The 18,620-nt window shown below is 69.8% G+C and carries 15 protein-coding genes and 2 pseudogenes; 6 read left to right on the top strand and 11 right to left on the bottom strand.

The window, feature by feature from the left end; genetic code table 11:
- Window positions 1-652 precede the first annotated feature (652 nt).
- From AB0D14_RS23260 to AB0D14_RS23240, 5 genes and pseudogenes are all read left to right on the top strand, one after another.
- Window positions 653-1,840, top strand: coding sequence for an ROK family protein (locus tag AB0D14_RS23260; protein WP_362781928.1), 1,188 nt, complete (start codon window positions 653-655; stop codon window positions 1,838-1,840).
- 31 nt (window positions 1,841-1,871) lie between these two features.
- Window positions 1,872-2,671, top strand: a pseudogene (locus tag AB0D14_RS23255) (ABC transporter permease).
- On the top strand, window positions 2,668-3,531 hold the full coding sequence (locus AB0D14_RS23250; protein WP_362781925.1) for an ATP-binding cassette domain-containing protein: 864 nt from the start codon (window positions 2,668-2,670) through the stop codon (window positions 3,529-3,531). Before AB0D14_RS23255 ends, AB0D14_RS23250 begins: the two are co-directional and overlap by 4 nt.
- 76 nt (window positions 3,532-3,607) lie before the next feature.
- The gene (locus tag AB0D14_RS23245; protein WP_362781922.1) at window positions 3,608-4,576 is read left to right on the top strand and encodes an aliphatic sulfonate ABC transporter substrate-binding protein; all 969 of its coding nucleotides are present in this window, start codon (window positions 3,608-3,610) and stop codon (window positions 4,574-4,576) included.
- Window positions 4,573-6,024: a sulfatase-like hydrolase/transferase gene (locus AB0D14_RS23240; protein ID WP_362781919.1), complete on the top strand. Its 1,452-nt coding sequence runs from the start codon at window positions 4,573-4,575 to the stop codon at window positions 6,022-6,024. Before AB0D14_RS23245 ends, AB0D14_RS23240 begins: the two co-directional genes overlap by 4 nt.
- A 24-nt stretch (window positions 6,025-6,048) precedes the next feature.
- Here the strand turns inward: AB0D14_RS23240 and AB0D14_RS23235 are convergent.
- From AB0D14_RS23235 to AB0D14_RS23205, 7 genes and pseudogenes are all read right to left on the bottom strand, one after another.
- Window positions 6,049-6,180 (bottom strand): annotated as a pseudogene (locus tag AB0D14_RS23235) (oxidoreductase); the annotation flags it as partial.
- A 52-nt stretch (window positions 6,181-6,232) separates the two neighbouring features.
- A complete protein-coding gene (locus AB0D14_RS23230) occupies window positions 6,233-7,108 on the bottom strand; it encodes a phosphogluconate dehydrogenase C-terminal domain-containing protein (protein WP_362781916.1) in 876 nt (291 codons plus the stop codon).
- Complete coding sequence (locus AB0D14_RS23225) at window positions 7,108-7,917, bottom strand: TIM barrel protein (RefSeq protein ID WP_362781913.1); 810 nt, start codon at window positions 7,915-7,917, stop codon at window positions 7,108-7,110. Before AB0D14_RS23225 ends, AB0D14_RS23230 begins: the two co-directional genes overlap by 1 nt.
- A complete protein-coding gene (locus tag AB0D14_RS23220) occupies window positions 7,917-8,699 on the bottom strand; it encodes a triose-phosphate isomerase family protein (RefSeq protein ID WP_362781910.1) in 783 nt (260 codons plus the stop codon). The genes AB0D14_RS23225 and AB0D14_RS23220 overlap by 1 nt, the downstream gene beginning before the upstream one ends.
- Window positions 8,699-9,190, bottom strand: a complete 492-nt coding sequence (locus tag AB0D14_RS23215) for a ribose-5-phosphate isomerase (protein WP_362781907.1) — start codon at window positions 9,188-9,190, stop codon at window positions 8,699-8,701. The genes AB0D14_RS23220 and AB0D14_RS23215 overlap by 1 nt, the downstream gene beginning before the upstream one ends.
- Window positions 9,191-9,201: 11 nt before the next feature.
- Window positions 9,202-10,959, bottom strand: a complete 1,758-nt coding sequence (locus tag AB0D14_RS23210) for a dihydroxyacetone kinase family protein (RefSeq protein ID WP_362781904.1) — start codon at window positions 10,957-10,959, stop codon at window positions 9,202-9,204.
- Entirely contained in the window at window positions 10,956-12,323 is a 1,368-nt protein-coding gene (locus AB0D14_RS23205) for an MFS transporter (RefSeq protein WP_362781901.1), read from the bottom strand. The genes AB0D14_RS23210 and AB0D14_RS23205 overlap by 4 nt, the downstream gene beginning before the upstream one ends.
- 235 nt (window positions 12,324-12,558) lie before the next feature.
- On the opposite strand from AB0D14_RS23205, the gene AB0D14_RS23200 reads away from it, so the two are divergent.
- Window positions 12,559-13,323: a FadR/GntR family transcriptional regulator gene (locus AB0D14_RS23200; RefSeq protein ID WP_362781898.1), complete on the top strand. Its 765-nt coding sequence runs from the start codon at window positions 12,559-12,561 to the stop codon at window positions 13,321-13,323.
- A gap of 54 nt (window positions 13,324-13,377) precedes the next feature.
- On the opposite strand, the gene AB0D14_RS23195 is transcribed toward AB0D14_RS23200, so the two are convergent.
- The 4 genes from AB0D14_RS23195 to AB0D14_RS23180 all read right to left on the bottom strand — a co-directional run bounded on the left by AB0D14_RS23195 (window position 13,378) and on the right by AB0D14_RS23180 (window position 18,417).
- A complete protein-coding gene (locus tag AB0D14_RS23195; RefSeq protein ID WP_362781895.1) occupies window positions 13,378-14,994 on the bottom strand; it encodes a glycoside hydrolase family 13 protein in 1,617 nt (538 codons plus the stop codon).
- A gap of 98 nt (window positions 14,995-15,092) precedes the next feature.
- A complete protein-coding gene (locus AB0D14_RS23190) occupies window positions 15,093-15,968 on the bottom strand; it encodes a carbohydrate ABC transporter permease (RefSeq protein WP_362781892.1) in 876 nt (291 codons plus the stop codon).
- Between the two features lie 20 nt (window positions 15,969-15,988).
- Window positions 15,989-16,945, bottom strand: a complete 957-nt coding sequence (locus AB0D14_RS23185) for a sugar ABC transporter permease (protein WP_362781890.1) — start codon at window positions 16,943-16,945, stop codon at window positions 15,989-15,991.
- A gap of 53 nt (window positions 16,946-16,998) precedes the next feature.
- Window positions 16,999-18,417, bottom strand: a complete 1,419-nt coding sequence (locus AB0D14_RS23180; protein WP_362781887.1) for an extracellular solute-binding protein — start codon at window positions 18,415-18,417, stop codon at window positions 16,999-17,001.
- Window positions 18,418-18,620 lie beyond the last annotated feature (203 nt).

The raw sequence follows: 18,620 nt of genomic DNA, 5'->3' as shown, positions 1-18,620 counted from the left end.
TTCCTGACCGCGGCTCAGGCGACAGCCGAGATCACGGCAGAATGCGGGAACCACGAAATGTGGCAGCTCGGAATCGACGCCGTCGCAAAGCACGGCTGAGCAGCCCGGCTGACAACAACAGCGCCAACAGAAGGCACCCGGCCACAGCCGACCACCGCAATGACGAAGGTATTGAGCCCGAGGGCCGAGATAATGTCGGCGCACAGCGAGAATCGACATCGCTGTGCCCCGCCATGAACGCGTGTATGTCTGCGACGTCACTTGGTACGGCTGAGCCCACTTTCGGGCCGAAGCGCGCGACACGGCCGGTGGCGGGCCGCCTTCCACCGTCGCCGCGGTCGCCGCCGGGCAGCGCGCCCTCGACCCCGCTCGCTGGAGCGGGCTGGACTCCGTGACGGACGTACCGCTGGAACCGTTCACCGAGGCCGAGTCGCGCCGTCCGCTCGCCGCGAAGGGCGTCGTCGCCGAACCGGCGCCCCCCCTCGGTCCGTGACCGGAACATTGCAGCCTCATAAAAAGTGGCCGCACCGCGTGACACCCCGTATTGCTGTCCTGACCTGCAGATTCCCTGCTGGCCACGGCCTGAATCCAGGGTTACTGATTTTTTCCGGGCTGTTGGCGTAAAAGCGCTGAGGTCCGCATCCTGTGCGCCATGGCACACGACCACGAGGGTCCCCTGGCGCGCCTTCGCCGGGGACACGAGGAACTCGTCCTGCGGCAACTGCGCACCCACGGCCCGCTCAGCAGGGGCGAGCTGGGGCGATTGACCGGGCTGTCCCGCACCACCCTGTACGACATCGTGGCTGCGTTGGTGGACGGTGGTGCCGTCGTGGCCACGGTGCCGGCCGCCGCCGAGCGCCGCCGCGGCCGGCCGGTGGAGGCCCTCACCCTCCACCGGGACGCGGGCCAGGCCATCGGCATCGACTTCGCGCGGCGCGCTGTGCACGTCGCCGCGGTCAACGTCGCCCACGAGGTGATCGGTTCCACGAGCGCCGCACACGGCGCGGGGCTGACGTGGGAGGAGCGTGTCGACCTCGCCGCGCGGCTGGTCGGCTCACTCGCCGGGGGCACACTCCGCCTCGGGTCGCTCAGCGGCATCGGCGTGGGCGTGGTGGGGCCGGTGCGCGGCCCCGCGGCCACCCCACGGACCGACTCCCCGTCCGGCGCGCCGCGGCTCCACGAAGACCTGCCGGTACTGCTGGGCAAGCGCTTCGGCGTGCCCGTACTGCTCGACAACAACACCCGGCTGGCGGCGCTGGCCGAGGCGACCTGGGGGGCCGCGGCCGGCGTCCAGGACGTGCTCTATCTGCGCCTGTCGCACGGCGTCGGCGGCGGTCTGGTCGTGGGCGGCGCCCTGCACCGGGGCGCCCACGGGCTGTCCGGCGAGTTCGGCCACATCACGGCCGAACCCGGCGGACGGCGATGTTCGTGCGGCAAGGACGGCTGTCTGGAGACGGTGGCCTCGATCGGCGCCGTGCTCGACGCCCAGCCCACCGCCGGTGATCTGGACGCCTTCCTCGCGACGCTGCCCACGGACCCGGCCGCGCGCCGTCTGCTGGACGACGTCGGCACCCGGGTGGGCACCGTCCTCGCGTCCGTGTGCAACGCGCTCGGCCCCGCCGTCACCGTACTCGGCGGCGAACTCGCCGAGGCCGGACCCGCGCTCTTCGACCCCGTCGAACGCGCCCTGTCCGCGCACCTGATGCCGGTCTCCCGCCCTGGCATCGATCTGCGGCGGGCCACGCTCGGCGAGGTGGGCGGCGCGCTCGGCGCCATCGCGCTCGTCCTGCACGACTCACCCCTGCTCACCCGCTACCACACACCGAAATCCGTGGAGTGAACGTGACCGTCCCCATTCCACCGAGGTGGACATGACAGTGATCACCGCCCCCGACAAGACACCCGCCCCGGCCGCCCCACGGCGCGGGCCGTACCCCCGTTCGTGCTCAACCTGGCGGCACTCACCCTGGGTATCGCCGTGTGGGCGATCGCCGCCTCGACCCACCTGGTCGACGTGCCGGGCCCCCTGTCGGTCGCCTCCCGCGCCCTGGACATGGCAGGCGACGGCACGCTGGGCACGGACGCGCTGGCGAGCCTGCGCCGGGTCTTCCTCGGCTTCGCGCTCGGCACCCTGCTCGCCGTGCCCGTCGGCTTCCTCATGGGCTGGTATCCGCTGGCCCGCGGTCTGCTCGAACCGTACGTGCAGTTCTTCCGGACCGTGCCACCGCTGGCGATCATCCCGCTGGCGATCGTGACGATGGGCATCGGTGAGACGCCCAAGGTCTTCGTGATCTTCCTGGCCGCGTTCCTGTCCAGTGTGGTCGCCGCCTTCCAGGGGGTGATCGGCGTGGACAGCACTCTCGTCAACGCGGCCCGCGTACTGGGCGCCCGGGACCGCGTGATCTTTCTCAAGGTGGTCATCCCGGCCGCCACCCCGTTCCTGCTCGTCGGTATGCGGATCGGGCTCGGGGCCTCCTGGGCCACGGTCGTGGCCGCCGAACTCATCGCCGCGGACAAGGGACTCGGCTACCAGATGATGCACGCGCAGACCTACTACGACCTGCCCACTATCTTCGTCGGGCTGATCAGCATCGGTGTGATCGGCCTGGTGATGGACCGCCTGCTGCTGCGGGCCGAACGCCACCTCACCGCCTGGCAGGAGCGACGATGACATCCTCATCCGGAGCAGTCAGCACACCCGGTTCACCCGGCACACCCGGTTCACCCGGCGCGCCGGGCGCGCCCGGCGCCAAGATCTCCTTCCGGCAGGTCGCCAAGACGTTCCCTTTGAAGCAAGGGGAGTTCAACGCCCTCGACGAGGTGTCGCTGGACATCGCCGACCGCGAGTTCGTCACGGTCGTGGGCCCCTCGGGCTGCGGCAAGTCGACGCTGCTGAACCTGGCGGCCGGCCTGGCCGAGCCGACCACCGGCCAGGTCCTGGTCGACGGGGTGGCCGTGGCGGGTCCCGGGCCCGAGCGCGGCGTCATCTTCCAGCAGTACGCGCTCTTCCCCTGGCTCACCGTGCGCGGCAACGTCGAGTTCGGTCTCAAGCTCACCTCCCTGTCCGCCGCCGAGCGGCGCCGCAAGGCCGACCACGCCATCGAGCTCGTCGGGCTCACGGATTTCGCCGACGCGCTGCCCAAGACACTGTCCGGTGGCATGAAGCAGCGGTGCGCGATCGCCCGGGCCTACGCGGTCGACCCCGAAGTCCTGCTGATGGACGAGCCCTTCGGCGCTCTGGACGCCCTCACCCGGGTGCAGTTGCAGGATCAACTGCTGCGCACCTGGACGCAGGAACGCCGGACCGTCCTGTTCGTCACCCATGACGTCGACGAGGCCGTCTACCTGGCGCGTCGCGTCGTCGTGATGGCCGCCCGGCCGGGCCGTGTGCACCGCGTCATCGAGGTGGACCTGCCCTACCCGCGGACCGAGAAGCTGCGCCTGTCCCCCGAGTTCGCCCGCATCCGTAACGGGGTCTGGCACTCCGTCTACCACCAGGAACCGGCCGCCCCGGTCACCCCGGTCGCCTGACCTGCCGTCACCGCCCCGCTCCCGGCCACCCACTTCTCGCCGCTCGAACGTCACGCCCCTCGAAAGGCTCCATGTCATGGGCATGTCTCGTCGTACCTTCCTCGCCTCACTCTCGGCCACCACGCTGGCGCTCTCCGTGTCGTCCTGCTCCTCGGACGACGGCGGCGGGTCGAAGATCCGTTTCGGCTATATCGCCGACTACAACGGCGCCAGCCTGCTGGCCATAGCCGACGACCAGGGCCTGTGGAAGAAGCACGGCCTGTCCGCCTCGTACAAGACGTTCGTCAACGGGCCCATCCAGATCCAGGCGCTGGGCAGCGGGGACCTCGACTACGGCTACATCGGTCCCGGCGCACTGTGGCTGCCCGCCTCGGGCAAGGCCCGCGTGGTCGCGATCGACACCCTCACCTATGCCGACCGTGTGATCGCCAAACCGGGCATCAAGTCCCTGGCCGGTCTCAAGGGAAAAAAGGTGGGCGTACCGGAGGGCACGTCGGGCGAGATGATCCTCCAGCTCGCGCTGCGCGAGGCCGGAATGACGATGGACGACATCAAGAAGGTCGCGATGGACGCGCCGACCGTCGTCTCGGCCTTCTCCGCCGGGCAGATCGACGGGGCCGGCATCAACTACCCGCTCATCGACACCATCAAGCAGAAGGTGCCCGACCTGGTCGAGCTGGCGAGCACCAAGGACACCGGCGGCTCCTTCCCCACCGCGTTCGTCACCGGCGGAAAGGCGGGGCCCTCCGAGGCGAAGGTCGTCAAGGTTCTCCAGGAGGCCAACGACTGGCGCGCGGCACACCCCGAGGAGTCGGTCAAGCTCACCGCCGCGCTCCTGAAGGTGCCGGAGGACAAGGTCGCGGCTGACGCCGCTCACGTCAAGACGCTGACGACCGCCGAACTCGTCGCCAGGACGAAGGACGGCACGGTCGCCGGGTGGCTGGACGACATGACCGACTTTTTCGTGAGCACCGGACAGTTGAAGAAGGCACCCGCCGCGACCTCCTTCTACGCGGGCGACGTCTACACGAAGGCCGCCGCGTGAACCTCCTCTTCCTCATGACCGACCAGCACCGCGTGGACACGCTGGGCTGTTACGGCAATCCGCATGTCGCCACCCCGCACCTCGACCGGCTCGCCGCCACCGGCACCCGCTTCGACCGCTTCTACACGCCCACCGCCATCTGCACCCCGGCCCGGGCCAGTCTGCTCACCGGGCAGGCGCCCTTCCGGCACCGGCTGCTCGCCAACCACGAGCGCAACGTCGGCTATCTGGAGGACCTCGCCGAGGACGCCTTCACCTTCCCCTCCGCCCTTGCCGAACGCGACTACCAGCTGGGCCTGGTGGGCAAGTGGCACGTCGGCACCCGTCGCAACGCCGCCTCCTACGGCTTCGAAGGGGCCGACCTGCCGGGCTGGCACAACCCCGTCGACCATCCCGACTACCTCGCCTATCTCAAGGAGCGGGACCTGCCGCCGTACCGCATCACCGATCCGGTGCGCGGCACCACACCCAACGGCAATCCGGGCAACCTCCTCGCCGCCCGCCTCCAGCAGCCCGTGGAGGCAACGTTCGAGTACTACCTCGCGACCCGCGCCATCGAGCTCCTGGAGAAGTACGCCGCCGACGGCCGCCCCTTCTACCTGGCCACCCACTTCTTCGGGCCGCATCTGCCCTATCTGCTGCCGGACGCCTACTACGACCTCTACGACCCCGAACTCGTCGAACTGCCCGCCTCGATCGCGGAGACCTTCGAGGGCAAACCACCCGTGCAGCGCAACTACAGCGCGCACTGGACCTTCGACACCATGCCACCGGAGGTCACCCGCAAACTCATCGCCGTCTACTGGGGTTACGTCACCCTCGTCGACGAACAGATCGGGCGCATCCTCACCCGGCTCGACGAACTCGGCCTGGAGGACGACACCTCAGTCTTCTTCACCGCCGACCACGGCGAGTTCACCGGCGCCCACCGGCTGCACGACAAGGGCCCGGCGATGTACGAGGACATCTACCGCATCCCCGGCATCATCCGGGTGCCGGGGCAGCCTCCGCAGGAGCGGCGGGAGTTCGTCAGCCTCACCGACTGCACGGCGACCATCCTCGAACTGGCGGGCTGCGATCCGGAGCCCGCCACCGACAGCCGCAGCCTGCTGCCGCTGGTCCGCGGCGAACACCCCGAGTGGCCCGAGGAGTTGCTCGCCGAGTTCCACGGCCACCACTTCCCCTACCCCCAGCGCATGCTGCGCGACAGCCGCTACAAGCTGATCGTCAACCCCGACTCGGTCAACGAGCTCTACGACCTCGACACCGACCCCCACGAACTGACCAACCGCTATCCGGACCCCGAACTGGAGGCCGTCCGGCTCCGCCTGATGCGCCGTCTGTACGACCTGCTCCGGGAACACGGCGACAACTTCCACCACTGGATGACGTCCATGTACGACATCGGCGCCTCCGACTACGACCCGACCCTCAGCGCCTTCGAGTAGACGAGTAGAGAGGTCACTCCCCCGCAGACTGAGGGTCGGCTTGGCCACCGACCAGGCCGCGCCCTTGCACACCAACTCCTTGTAGACGGCGGCGAGCCGGCCGGTCAGGGACGCGTCGACGGCTCGGTCGTCGGCGGTGACGTACTGGATCAGGCCGCCAGTGCCTGCCCGCGAGGCGGGCGGCGCCGGCGGCTCCGGGGCGGACGCGTCAGCGCTTGATCTCCTTGATCTTCAGCATGCGCGTGATGACCTTGTCGAGCTCGGCGTCATCGAAGACCTTCTTCCAGTCGTCGCGCACGATGGACTCGCGGCCGTAGTCCATGGCGATCAGGCAGGCGTCCGAGAACGGGTTGGATCCCTTGAGGGTGTTCGCCAGTGCTACCTGGGTGTGGCCCAGGAGCATCGCGCGGGCCGCCTTCTCCGGGACGCCGACGGTGTGCACCGTCTCGTGCAGCGCCTCGGTCAGGAGGGCGCCGACCATGCAGGCGATCGTCTCGACAAGGGTCGGCTCCAGGACGGCGAGCTGCTTGACGGTGACCCAGTGGACATCGACCACGGGCGCGTACATCACGCGGATGACCGAGTCGGCCAGTTCCTGCTTGGCGCTGTCGCCGCCCTCGTAGGCCGCGACGACCTCCTGCGGGGCGGCGATGCCGCCGAAGGTGTCCTGCCATTCCTCCTTGGTGGTGCGCTCAAGGAATACCGACGGGTGGCAGGGGTGGGCACACGCGTAGTGGATGTCGGCCCGGTTGAACAGCAGACCGGCGTACGCGGCGGCCGGGTCGAGGGTGAGCACGACCGTGCCCGGCTTCATGAGGGGCACGAGCTGCTCGGAGACCGTACCGAGGACGACGTCCGGGACGGCGAGGATGACGACATCGGCCTCGGCGACGGCGTCGGCGGACTCGGTCAGTTCGCGGCCGAGGTCGCGGATCAGTTCCTGGCCCTTGGGCGAGGCCTCGCTGAAGAGCACCCGGAAGTCGCTCTCGACCAGGTTGTTGGAGACGCGCTGGCCCATCTTGCCGGCGGCCCCGATGACGGCGACGGTCCTGACGTCGACCTGGTTCTTGATCTCGGTGGCCATTACTTGCTCCTCAGAAGGGTGTTGATGCTGTGCTGTGTCCACTGGTGTTCGAGCCGGGCAGTCGTCTCGAAGCCCTCGTCCTGCCACGGGAGCCAGTGCTCCACGATCTGGTTGATGCCGTCCGCGTCCGGCCGGGCCGCCCCGACGGCGGCGATCATGGCGTCGTAGTCGAGAAGGCCCTCGCCCAGGGGGCAGCCGGCGTAGGTAAAACCGACCCAGCCGTCCCGCCTCGTGAAGGCGAAGTCCTTGACGTGGATGTTGACCACGTGCGGCGCGGTGGCTGCGATGACGTCGACGGGGCGCTCCAGCCGGGCGACGCTGTTGCCCGGGTCCAGGACGACACCGAGGTGCTCGCTGCCGACCCCCCGTACGACAGCCACCAGGTCGTCGGTCGCCACCTGCTCGTACGTCTCCAGGCCCAGGGTCACGCCGGCGTCCTCGTAGCGGGACACCGCCTCCTTGAGCAGGGACACGGCCTCGGAGGTGTCCGGCCGGTGGTCCGGCGTGTTGAGCATGGAGCGGACCAGGGTGACGTCCAACCGCCGGGCGAGATCGAGGTACTTGAGCAGATGGCCGGGGCGGACGCCGCGGGTGCCGAGTTCCAGGGTCAGGCCCAGGTCGGCGGCGACGGCCTTCACGTCCGCCACCTGCGCGGCGTCGTACGACTCGATGGGTGCGTAGTCGCAGATCTGGAAGACCTGGCCGCCCAGTTCGGCGGTGTCGCGCAGCATTTCGGGGAGCGTCATCGGCCGGGGTGCCCGGGCGGAGATGCGCCAGAAGTACGCGTACGTGCTGATTCCGTAGGCCATCACGCCACCGCCGTGCCGGCCGGGGTGCGGATCTCGTCGAGGACGGCGCGGACGTTGTCCGGGTCGTGGGCGAAGCGGCCGAGGAAGAGGCCGTCCGCCGTTCCGGCGAGTCGGGTGAGCAGGCCGGGGCCCGCGCTGCCGCCGTAGATGACCTGCGAACCCGCGTGCTGAGGGCGGGTGTCGAGCCACTCCCGCAGGGCCGTGCAGACGGTGGCGATGTGTTCGGCCGAGGCCGGTTCCGGCGCGCCGATGGCCCACTGGGGCTCGTAGGCGAGGACGACGGTGCCGTCCAGTCCGTGAAGCAGGCGGGCGGCTTCGGCGACCGTGCGCTCGGCCGCTTCCCGCGGTGTCACCCGGTCGCGTTCGCCGACGCACAGGACAGGGGTGAGGCCGCTGCGCAGGGCAGCGGCCGTCTTGGCGGCCACGACCGTGTCGCCCTCCCCGTACAGGCGTCGGCGTTCGGCGTGACCGACCTCGGCGTAACGGCAGCCGATCTCCTTGAGGAGCGGTCCGCCGACCTCGCCGGTGTAGGGGCCGGTGTCCTCGGTCGCGATGTCCTGGGCGCCGAGGGCGACTCCGTACGGCGCGAGGATTCCGGCGGCGGGAATCAGGGTCGGGAAGGCCGGCAGGACGAAGAGGCGGGCCCCGCCCGAGGTCACGGCGGGGTGCTCGTCGGCCAGGGTGGCTATCTTCCGGGCCCAGTTGAGGGTCTGGTGGTGGCCGAAGTACATCTTCAGACTCACCCCCAGCAGGAGGGGCGGGCGTGCGGGACCGGCCGGCATCAGGCGGCCGCCCCGGCGTCGGCGGCGGCTGCGGCGTCTTCGTAGTCGCACATCAGCTGGACCTTCGCCGCGGACGCGGAGGTCTCGTCGAAGCGGTAGGTGAGCCACTCGGAGGCGAGGCGGCGGGCGAGTTCGAGGCCTACGACGCGCTGGCCGAAGGTCAGGACCTGCGCATTGTTGGAGAGGACCGCCCGCTCGACGGAGAAGGAGTCGTGGGCGGTGACGGCGCGGACGCCCTTGACCTTGTTGGCCGCGATGGCTACGCCGAGGCCGGTGCCGCACACCAGCAGGGCGCGGTCGGCCTCGCCGCGGGCGACCATCTCGGCGGCGGTGATGGCGACCTTGGGGTAGGCGGTGTGTCCGTCGGCGTCGACGCCGACGTCGGTGACCTCGGCGACCAGCGAACTGCCCAGCAGGTCCTGCTTGAGGGCTTCCTTGTACTGGTGGCCGGCGTCGTCGGATCCGACGACGATACGGAGCTTGTCGGTCATGGCGGCTTTCCTCAGTGCTGGTCGGACGAGTGGTCGAGCGGGTGTCCGGGCAGGGCGGCATGCACGGCGCGGGTGATGAGGGCGAGTGAGTGGGCGCCCGCGTCGGGGGTGCCCAGGGACTTCTCGGCGTGGGGCCTGGCGCGGCCCTTGCGGGGCAGCAGGTCCGCCGTGGCGGCGGCGGCCTTCTCGGCTGTGGTGGCGGCGTGCTGCCAGGCCTCGGTGAGCGGGGCGCCGTCGCCCGCGGCTCCGGCCAGGGAGTCGGCGAAGGGCACGAGGACATCGACCATCGTCTTGTCGCCGACCTCGGCCCCGCCCAGTCGGCGTACGGCGTCGGAGGCGTCCGAGACTCCTCGGGCGACGGTCTTCGCATTCGGGGCGTCCTGGTCGCCGAGTCGCGTACCGAGGGTGCGCAGGATGGTGCCCCACAGGGCGCCGGAGGTGCCGCCGGCCCGGTCGGCCCAGGCATCCCCGGCATGGACGAGGACGGTTCCGGCGCCGGCGCCGAGGTCGTGCGCGCGGGCCGCCGCCCGCAGAGCGGCGGTGGAGCCGCGTCGCATGCCGATGCCGTGGTCGCCGTCTCCGGCCACGGCGTCGATGCGGCCGAGTTCGCCGGCGTGTGTGTCGACGGTGTCGGCCAGGGCGTTCAAGGCCGCGAGGACGGTGGCGGCGGCTTCGCGGGACTGCTCGGTGGCGTCCGGGACGCGGGTGTCGTCCGCGTCCTCGGCGAGCGGGGCCGCCTCGGTCTCCGTCGTCTGCGGGGCCGGGGCGCCCTTTCGGTAGGCGGGCGTGTCGGCCGGGGCCCGCCACAGTTGTTCCAGGCGGTCGTCGAGCCAGGTCAGGGTGAGCGAGACACCGGCCATGTCGAAGCTGGTGACGAGTTCGCCCACCTCCGGGTCGACGATGTCCACGCCCGCGTCGCCGAGGAGGGCCGCGACCTTGCGGTAGACGACGAACAGTTCCTCGTACTTGACCGAGCCCAGCCCGTTGAGGATCACTGCGGCGCGCTGTCCGGCGGGCTCCTCGACGTCCTCGGGGAGTTCCTTGAGCAGGGCGCCGACCATGAGCCGCGCCGCCTCGTCGGCGGTCGGCAGCGGCTCCTCTCCGATGCCGGGCTCCCCGTGGATGCCGAGGCCGACGGCCATCCGGGCCTCGGGGACGGTGAACAGGGGGTGGTCGGCGCCGGGCAGGGTGCAGCCGGAGAAGGCGATACCGAAGGAGCGGGTGCGGGCGTTGGCGTGCTCGGCCACGCTCAGCACCTCGTCCAGCGGCAGGCCCTCCTCGGCCGCCGCGGCGGCCGCCTTGAAGACCGGCAGGTCGCCCGCGATGCCGCGGCGCTTGGCCGACTCCTCGGGCCCGGCGGAGGAGATGTCGTCGGTGACGGCGAAGGTACGGGCCTCTATGCCGTCGCCGGCCAGGCGCTCGGCGGCCTGCCCGAAGTGGAGTACGTCGCCCGCGTAGTTGCCGTACATCAGCAGGACGCCCGCGCCGCCGTGGGCGGACCGTGCCACGGAGCGGATCTGCCGCGCGGAGGGCGAGGCGAAGACGTTGCCCACGGCGGCGCCGTGTGCCAGGCCCCGGCCGACCATTCCGGAGAAGGCCGGATAGTGGCCCGAGCCACCGCCGACGACGACGGCGACCTGCCCCGACGGGGTCCCGGCGGCGCGGACGACACCGCCCGTGACGGGTCGCACCCAGGTGCGGTGGGCCGCGGCGAAGCCTTCGAGTGCCTCGTCGGCGAAGGCCGCGGGGTCGTTGAAGAGCCGGGTCATCGGAGGGCCTCCATGGGCTGGTGCTCTGCCGAGGCGGCCGGTTCAGCGGTACCGCCGCGGGCCGAGAGCCAGATCATCAGCGCGGCGGACAGGAGCATGAAGAAGCCGACCAGGTAGAGCGGTACGTAGTAGGCGCCGGTCCAGTCCTTGAGCCAGCCGGTGATGTAGCTGGACGCGAATCCGGCGACGTTGCCCGCGGTGTTGATCAGGGCGATGCCGGCCGCGGCCGCGGCTCCGGTCAGGAAGCGGGAGGGCAGGGACCAGAAGACGGGCAGGGCGGCGAAGATGGCACACGCGGTCACGGTGATCACGGCGACCGTGGCGGTCGGGGATCCCATGTAGAGGGCGAGCGGGATGGAGACACCGCCGACCACGGCCGGTCCGGCCACGTGCCAGACGCGGGTGCCGTGCCGGGTGGCGTGGCGCGTCCAGAAGAACAGGACGATCGCGGCGGGCAGATAGGGGATCGCGGTGATCCAGGCCTTGTCCATGACGCTGAAGGTGGTGCCGTACTGCTCCTGGAAGCCGTCGATGATCGTCGGCAGGAAGAAGGCGAGGGCGTACAGGCCGTAGACGAAGCCGAAGTAGACCAGGGCGAGCACCCAGACGCGGCTGCTGCTGAAGGCCTTCTTGAGGTCGCCCTTGGCGTGCTTGTTGTCGTGGCCGGTCTTCTGGGCGTTCTCCGCGGCGAGTTCGTCGGTCAGCCAGGTGCGCTCGGCGGGCGTGAGCCACTTGGCGTCGGCGGGCCGGTCGACGAGGTAGAACCACGCGACGACACCGAGGATGATCGCGGGCAGCGAGACGAACAGGAACATCACGCGCCAGCCCTCAAGGCCGAACAGGCCGTGACGGCCGATGAGCCAGCCGGCCAGCGGGGCGCCGAGGACGGTGGTCAGCGGCTGCGCCAGGTAGAAGAGCCCGAGGATCTTGGTGCGGTGCCGCGAGGGCACCCACTGGCTGAGGAAGAGGATCGCGCCGGGGAAGAAGCCCGCTTCCGCCACGCCGAGGAGGAAACGCAGCGTGTAGAGCTGGCCGGTGCTGTCCACCCAGGTGAACAGGAGCGAGACAATGCCCCAGGTCACCATGATGCGGGCCAGCCAGCGGCGGGCTCCGAACCGGTGCAGGGCCATGTTGCTGGGGACTTCCAGCACGATGTAGCCGAGGAAGAAGATGCCGGAGGCGAAGCCGAACTGGGCCGCGGTGAGGGCCAGGTCCTCCCCCATGCCGTTCGGCTCGGCGAATGAAACGGCTGTGCGATCCAGGTAGTTCACGAAGAACATCAGTGCCACGAACGGCACGAGGCGGACTGAGACCTTCTTGATGGCAGTTCTTTCGACTGCCGCGGATGGCGTGTCGGCAACCATGGCGACTCCTCGGCTCGCCCGGACAGCTCCGTCCGGGGTGGGTCAGGCCGGACTGCTCGCCGCACAGGCGGCCGACCGGAACGTTTTCACGCTATGCCGACGGCTCAAATTGGTCACCAATTTACCAATGTGAGGACGGTCTCACATTCGACCCTCTCGCAACTCTTGACAAAACCGCCCTGCGGCACGGAAAAACCGGCTGGTCAGCTCCCTGGGCGTCATATCTGGTTGACTGGTGACCGTGACCAGTCAGTCCGATGAGCAGACCCCCGCGGCCGCGCCCGACCTCGCGCAGCTTCTCCGCCCCGTGGTGCGTGAGTCCTCTGTCAGTGAGGTCGCCAAGCGGCTCCTCGACCACCTTTCGGCGGGCGACATCAAACCCGGTACCCGGCTGCCCGCCGAACGGCAGCTCGCCGAGGCCCTCGACGTCGCCCGCTCCAGCGTCCGCGGGGCTCTGTCCGCCCTGGACGTGCTCGGCATCATCGAGATCCGCCCCGGCTCGGGCTCGTACGTGCGCGAGGGCACCTCGGAGTTCCTGCCCCGGGCCATCAACTGGGGGCTGATGCTGGGGCAGCGGCGCACCCAGGACCTGGTGGAGGTGCGCACCTACCTGGAAGCGGTGTCCGCCCGCCTGGCCGCGGAGCGCGCCTCGGACGACGACCTGGCACGCCTGGAGGAACACCTCCGGCACATGCGCGCAGCCGGCGGCGACGCCAAGGCCTTCATCGACGCCGACATCGACTTCCATCTGGAGATGGCCCGCATCGCGCGCAACAGCGTGCTCAGCGACATCCTGCACAGCATCCGAGCGCTGCTCCAGGTGTGGATGGAACGCGTCAGCGACATCGAGGGCACCGTCAGCGGCACCCTGTGCGAGCACGACGCGGTCCTCCAGGCGGTCCGTGCCCGCGACCCCGAGGCCGCGGACCGGGCCATGGCCGAACACATGCGGATGGCCAGCCGCCGGCTGCGCGAGTCCGTCGACAACGAGGCGCTGTAGTCGGCCGGTCAGGGGTCACGGCGGCAGGCGCCGCCCCTCGGCGACGAGCGGCGCTCAGCTCCGTAGCCACACCGCCGTGTCGGTGGGCAGTCTGCCGTCGGAGTCCAGTGCGTCGCTGGAGAGCAGGATCGCTCTGTGGTCAGGCAGGGCGGCCGGGGTGCCGGCCAGATTCGTCACGCAGATCAGGTCCGGGGAGCGGCGGAAGGTGAGCACACCGTCGCAGGAGGGCGCCCAGTGCAGGGGGCCGTCGCCGAGGGCCGGCTCGTCGCGGCGCAGCTCCAGTGCGGCGCGGTAGAGGTTCAGCATGGACTGCGGGTCGTCGGTCTGGCGGTCGGCGGCGTAGGCGGGCCAGCCGTCGGGCTGCGGCAGCCAGGGTTCGGTGCGCGAGCCGAAGCCGGCGTACGGGGCAGCGGCCCTCCAGGGCAGCGGGACACGGCAGCCGTCGCGGCCCGGGTCGGTGCCGCCGGAGCGGAAGTGCATCGGGTCCTGGATGCGGTCCCGGGGGATCTCCGCTTCGGGCAGGCCGAGTTCCTCGCCCTGGTAGATGTAGACGGAGCCGGGCAGGGCCAGGGTGAGCAGGGCGGCGGCGCGCGCCCGACGGGTGCCGAGCCGCAGGTCGGACGGGGTGCCGAAGGTTTTGGTGGCGAAGTCGAAGCCGGTGTCCCGCCGCCCGTAGCGGGTGACCGTGCGGGTGACGTCGTGGTTGCACAGCACCCAGGTGGCCGGCGCCCCGACCGGGGCGTGTTCGGCGAGGGTGTCGTCGATGGCGGCCCGCAGCCGGACCGCGTCCCACGGGCACGACAGGAAGGAGAAGTTGAACGCGGTATGCAGTTCGTCCGGACGCAGATAGCGGGCGAAGCGTTCGGAGTCCGGCAGCCACACCTCTCCCACGAAGACGCCGTCGTACGCGTCGGCGATCCGCCGCCAGGAACGGTAGATCTCGTGCAGGTCGTCCCGGTCGATGTACGGGTGGGGGTCACGGCCCTCCACGAAGTCGGGCAGCTCCGGGTCCTTGGCGGGCAGGGCGGCGGAGTCGATGCGTACGCCAGCCACCCCGCGCTCGAACCAGAACCGCAGTACCTCTTCGTGTTCCTCCCGCACGGCGGTGTGGGCCCAGTTGAGGTCGGGCTGCTGCGGTGTGAACAGGTGCAGGAACCACTCGCCGTCCTCGACCCGGGTCCAGGTCCGGCCGGAGAACTGCGACGGCCAGTCGTTGGGCGGGAGTTCGCCGTGTTCGCCGCGGCCGGGCCGGAAGTGGAAGAGCTTGCGCTCGGGGCTGCCGGGGCCGGCGGCGAGTGCGGCGCGGAACCAGGGGTGCTGGTCGGAGACGTGGTTGGGCACGATGTCCACGATGGTGCGGATGCCGAGCGCGCGGGCCTCGGCGATCAGCCGCTCGGCCTCGTCCAGGTCGCCGAAGGCGGGGTCGATGGTGCGGTAGTCGGCGACGTCGTAGCCTCCGTCGGCGAGCGGGGACAGGTACCAGGGGGTGAACCAGATCGCGTCGACGCCCAGGTCGGCGAGGTAGGGCAATCTCGACCGTACGCCCGCGAGGTCCCCGGTGCCGTCGCCGTCGCCGTCGGCGAAGCTGCGCGGATACACCTGGTAGATGGCGGCACCGCGCCACCAGTCGTCGGCGTGGCCGGGGGTCGTACCGGGCTGAGGGGCTGCCACGTGGCGGTCCTTTCGGGCAGGTGTGGTGTTCGCTGCGGGTGATGTGGGGTGCTCGCTGCGGGGGCCTGACGGCGTGTGCCCGGACGGCGTGTGCTCGGTCAGCCCTTGAGGCCGCCCGCCGTCAGTCCGCTCATGATGTTGCGCTGGAAGAGGACGAAGAGAAGAAGCGTGGGCAGGGACGCGATGGTCAGGGAGGCGATCAGCACGTTCTCGGGCACGCTGGTGGCGAGCGAGTAGATGCCGACGGCGAGGGTCTGCCGGGACGGGTCGGGCAGGACCAGCATCGGCCAGAGGAAGTCCTTCCAGACACCGACGACGGCGAAGATGGACACGACACCGAGGATGGGCCGGGAGACCGGCAGCACGATCGACCACAGGACGCGCAGGGAGCCCGCGCCGTCCATCGACGCCGCGTCGAGCAGTTCCTTGGGGATCGAGTCGAAGAACCGCTTGAGCAGGAAGATGTTGAAGGCGTTGGTGACCGAGGGAAGCCAGATCGCCCAGGGCGAGTTGAGCAGGTTGCGTTCGACGATCGGTACGTCCAGCGCGGTGAGGTACTGCGGTACGACGAGGACGGTCGCCGGGATCATCAGGGTGGCGAGCATCAGGCCGAGGATCGCCTTGCCGAGTACGGGCCGCAGTCTGGACAGCGAGTAGGCGGCGGCTACGTCGAGCACCAACTGGAAGGCGAGCGCGCCGAAGGCGTAGTAGAGGGTGTTGAGCAGGAGTCTGGCCAGGTCCATCACTTCCCAGGCGCGCTGGTAGTTCTCCGGGTGGACGGAGCCCGGCACCCAGGTGGGCGGGGTCTGGACGGCTTCCTGGGTGGTCTTGAGCCCGCTGGACGCCATCCAGTACAGCGGGCCGAGGAAGGCCAGCGTGAACAGGACCACGACGAGCGCGAAGCACACCCAGTACAGGACCTTGCCGCGTGGGCGGGCCAGTTGGGCGGGTGAGATGAGCGTGCGAGTGGACATGTCCGTGTCTCCCCCTGGTCCTACTCGGCGCGGTTGAGTTTGGTGTAGACGGCCGAGAAGCCGGCCAGCAGGACGAGCAGGAGCAGGCCGAGCGCCGCCGCGGCGCCGTAGTTGTTGAAGTTGAAGGCGTACTGGTAGATCAGGTACACCACGGTGGTGGTGGACCCCTCGGGTCCGGCGCCGCCGGTGAGCAGGAACGGCTCGATGAAGACCTGCATGGTCGCGATGATCTGCATGAGGAGCATCAGCAGCAGGATGAGCCTGGTCTGCGGAACGGTGACGTGCCACACCTTGCGGAACAGTCCCGCGCCGTCCAGTTCCGCGGCCTCGTACAGCTCGCCCGGCACACCTTGGAGGGCGGCGAGGTAGATCAGTGCCGCGCCGCCCATGTTCATCCAGGTCGAGGCGACGACCACGGAGAGCATCGCGGTGTCCGGGTCCTGCAGCCACTGCTGGGCGGGGACGCCGAAGACGCCGAGTACCTCGTTGAACATGCCGTACCCGGGGTCGTACAGGTACTTGAAGAGCAGGACCGACGCGGTCGGCGGGAGCATCACCGGCAGGTAGACCAGCAGCCGCAGGTAGCCCTGGCCGTGCCGGAACTCGTTGATGACGAGGGCGGCGAGGAACGGTACGACGAAGCCGAGAAGCAGTGCCAGCACCGTGAACCACAGGGTGTTGCGCCAGGCCTGGCCGAAGGCCGGGTCGTTCCAGACGGTGACGAAGTTGTCCCAGCCCACCCAGCTGACGCGGCCGTCCTCGGTCTTCTGGAAGGCGAGGAGGAACTCCCGGACGATCGGATACCAGGAGAAGAAGGCGAAGCACAGCACCGCGCCGATGAGGAAGCCGTGGGCGGTGAGGTTGCGGCGCAGGGTCGTGCCGAACCCGCCGTCCCGGAGGTGCGGGGCACCGGCGCGGGGCCTGCGAGGGCGGCGGTCCTTGACCGCCCGGTCCTTGGTGAGGGTGGGGGCCGACATGGTCGCTCCTTGACGTGCCGCGGTGCCGTCGGACGGGTCGGGCCGCCGCGTGGTCACTGAGTGGCGAGGACCTGGTCGACCTGGGACTCGGCGGTGGACAGGAGCTTGTCGATGTCGGCGTCCTTGTTGGTGAGGATGCCCGACATGACGTTGTCGAGGACCTTGTAGATCTCCTGGGCCTTCGGCGGTTCGGCCTTGCCCGGGACAGGGTTGTCGGTGAACGCCTTGAAGTTCTCCACGGGCATGGTGGCGAATTCCTTGCGGGCGGCGTCGTCCTTCGTCTTGGAGCCGTTCAGCCACAGGTTGGGCTGCGGGAGCCCCACGGGCAGGTCGTCCGCCTTTGAGCGCTTCCAGTCGTACTGGCCCTTGCCGACGGTGGTGTACTTGAAGTTCAGCCAGGCGACGGAGGCCTTGACCTTGTCGGCCGAAATACCCTGTTTGATCATGTAGTTGTTGCCGCCGGCGAGCGTGTTCTCGCCGCCGGGGATCGGCCCCATGCCGAAGTTCCCGTACTTGGCGCCGAGTTGCTGGACCATGTACGTGACGTCGTCGGGCGCGGCGAGGAACATGCCCAGTTTGTCGGTGGCTATCTGCTTCTGGAGGTCGCCCCACTTCAGCAGCTGGGTCTTGCCCATGGAGTCGTCGTCCCAGCGCATGGCGTGGAGGTTCTCGGCGACCTGCTTGCCGATGTCGCTGTTGAAGGCGGCCTTCTTCCCGCTCGCGTCGACGACATCGCCGCCGAGGCTGTACATCTGCGCGGTGAAGTGCCAGCCGCCGGTGTTGGCCGCGCTGTACTCGCCGAATCCGGCGACACCGCCGCCGAGGCCCGCGATCTTCTTGGCCGCGGCGCGGACTTCGGCCCAGGTCTTCGGCGGGGCGTCCGGGTCGAGGCCGGCCTCGGTGAAGAGCTTGCGGTTGATGAGCAGGCCCATGCGGTAGTTGCTGGTGGGCAGGCCGTACAGCTTGCCGTCCTTCTTCAGCGAGCTGAGGACGTCGGGGTCGATGTCCTTCAGCAGCGGCACGCTCTTGTCGTTGACGTACGCGCTGATGTCCTGGGCGCCGTCGTTGTCCAGCACCTGGGGCAGGTCGGTGAAGTAGGTGTAGAACACGTCGGGTTGGGACTTCGCCTTGAGCATCGCGGTGAAGCGCGGCGGTTCCAGACACTGGCCCGGCGTGGAGCGGCCCTTGACGGTGACGTTCGGGTACTTCTTGTTGAACTCCTCGACGTCCTCGTTCCACTGCTTGAGCTCGGCCGCCTTCGCCGCGGGCGGCATGCAGTCGATGGTGATGGACACCTTGGTCTTCGGATCCAGCGGTGCGGCGGGATCGGCCTTCCCGCTGTTGCCGGAGCCGTTGTCGCCGTCGTCGCTGCTGCTGCTCGTACCGCAGGCGGCGAGTGCCGTCAGCGTGAGTGCGGAGGCGAGGGTGACCGCGCCGGCGCGTCGGGTGCGGCCGATCCGAGCTCTACTCATGGGTGGTCCCCTTCGGGCATGAACGTGGAAGGCGCCCCTCATCGCCGGTGCGATGTGGGGCGCCGCACACTCAACCACCGCGAACAGATGACCGCAATATCTTGTGCAGCTTCCGTAAATGATTGACAGACAGGCGTACAGGCGTGATCTGCGGGAGGCGTGTGAACGCAAGTCGGCGCGCGGCGAGCCGGGACCGGCCTCAC

The organism is Streptomyces sp. NPDC048484, from assembly GCF_040651415.1.
Lineage (GTDB): Bacteria > Actinomycetota > Actinomycetes > Streptomycetales > Streptomycetaceae > Streptomyces.
This window is presented reverse-complemented; position numbering and strand designations above follow the sequence as displayed.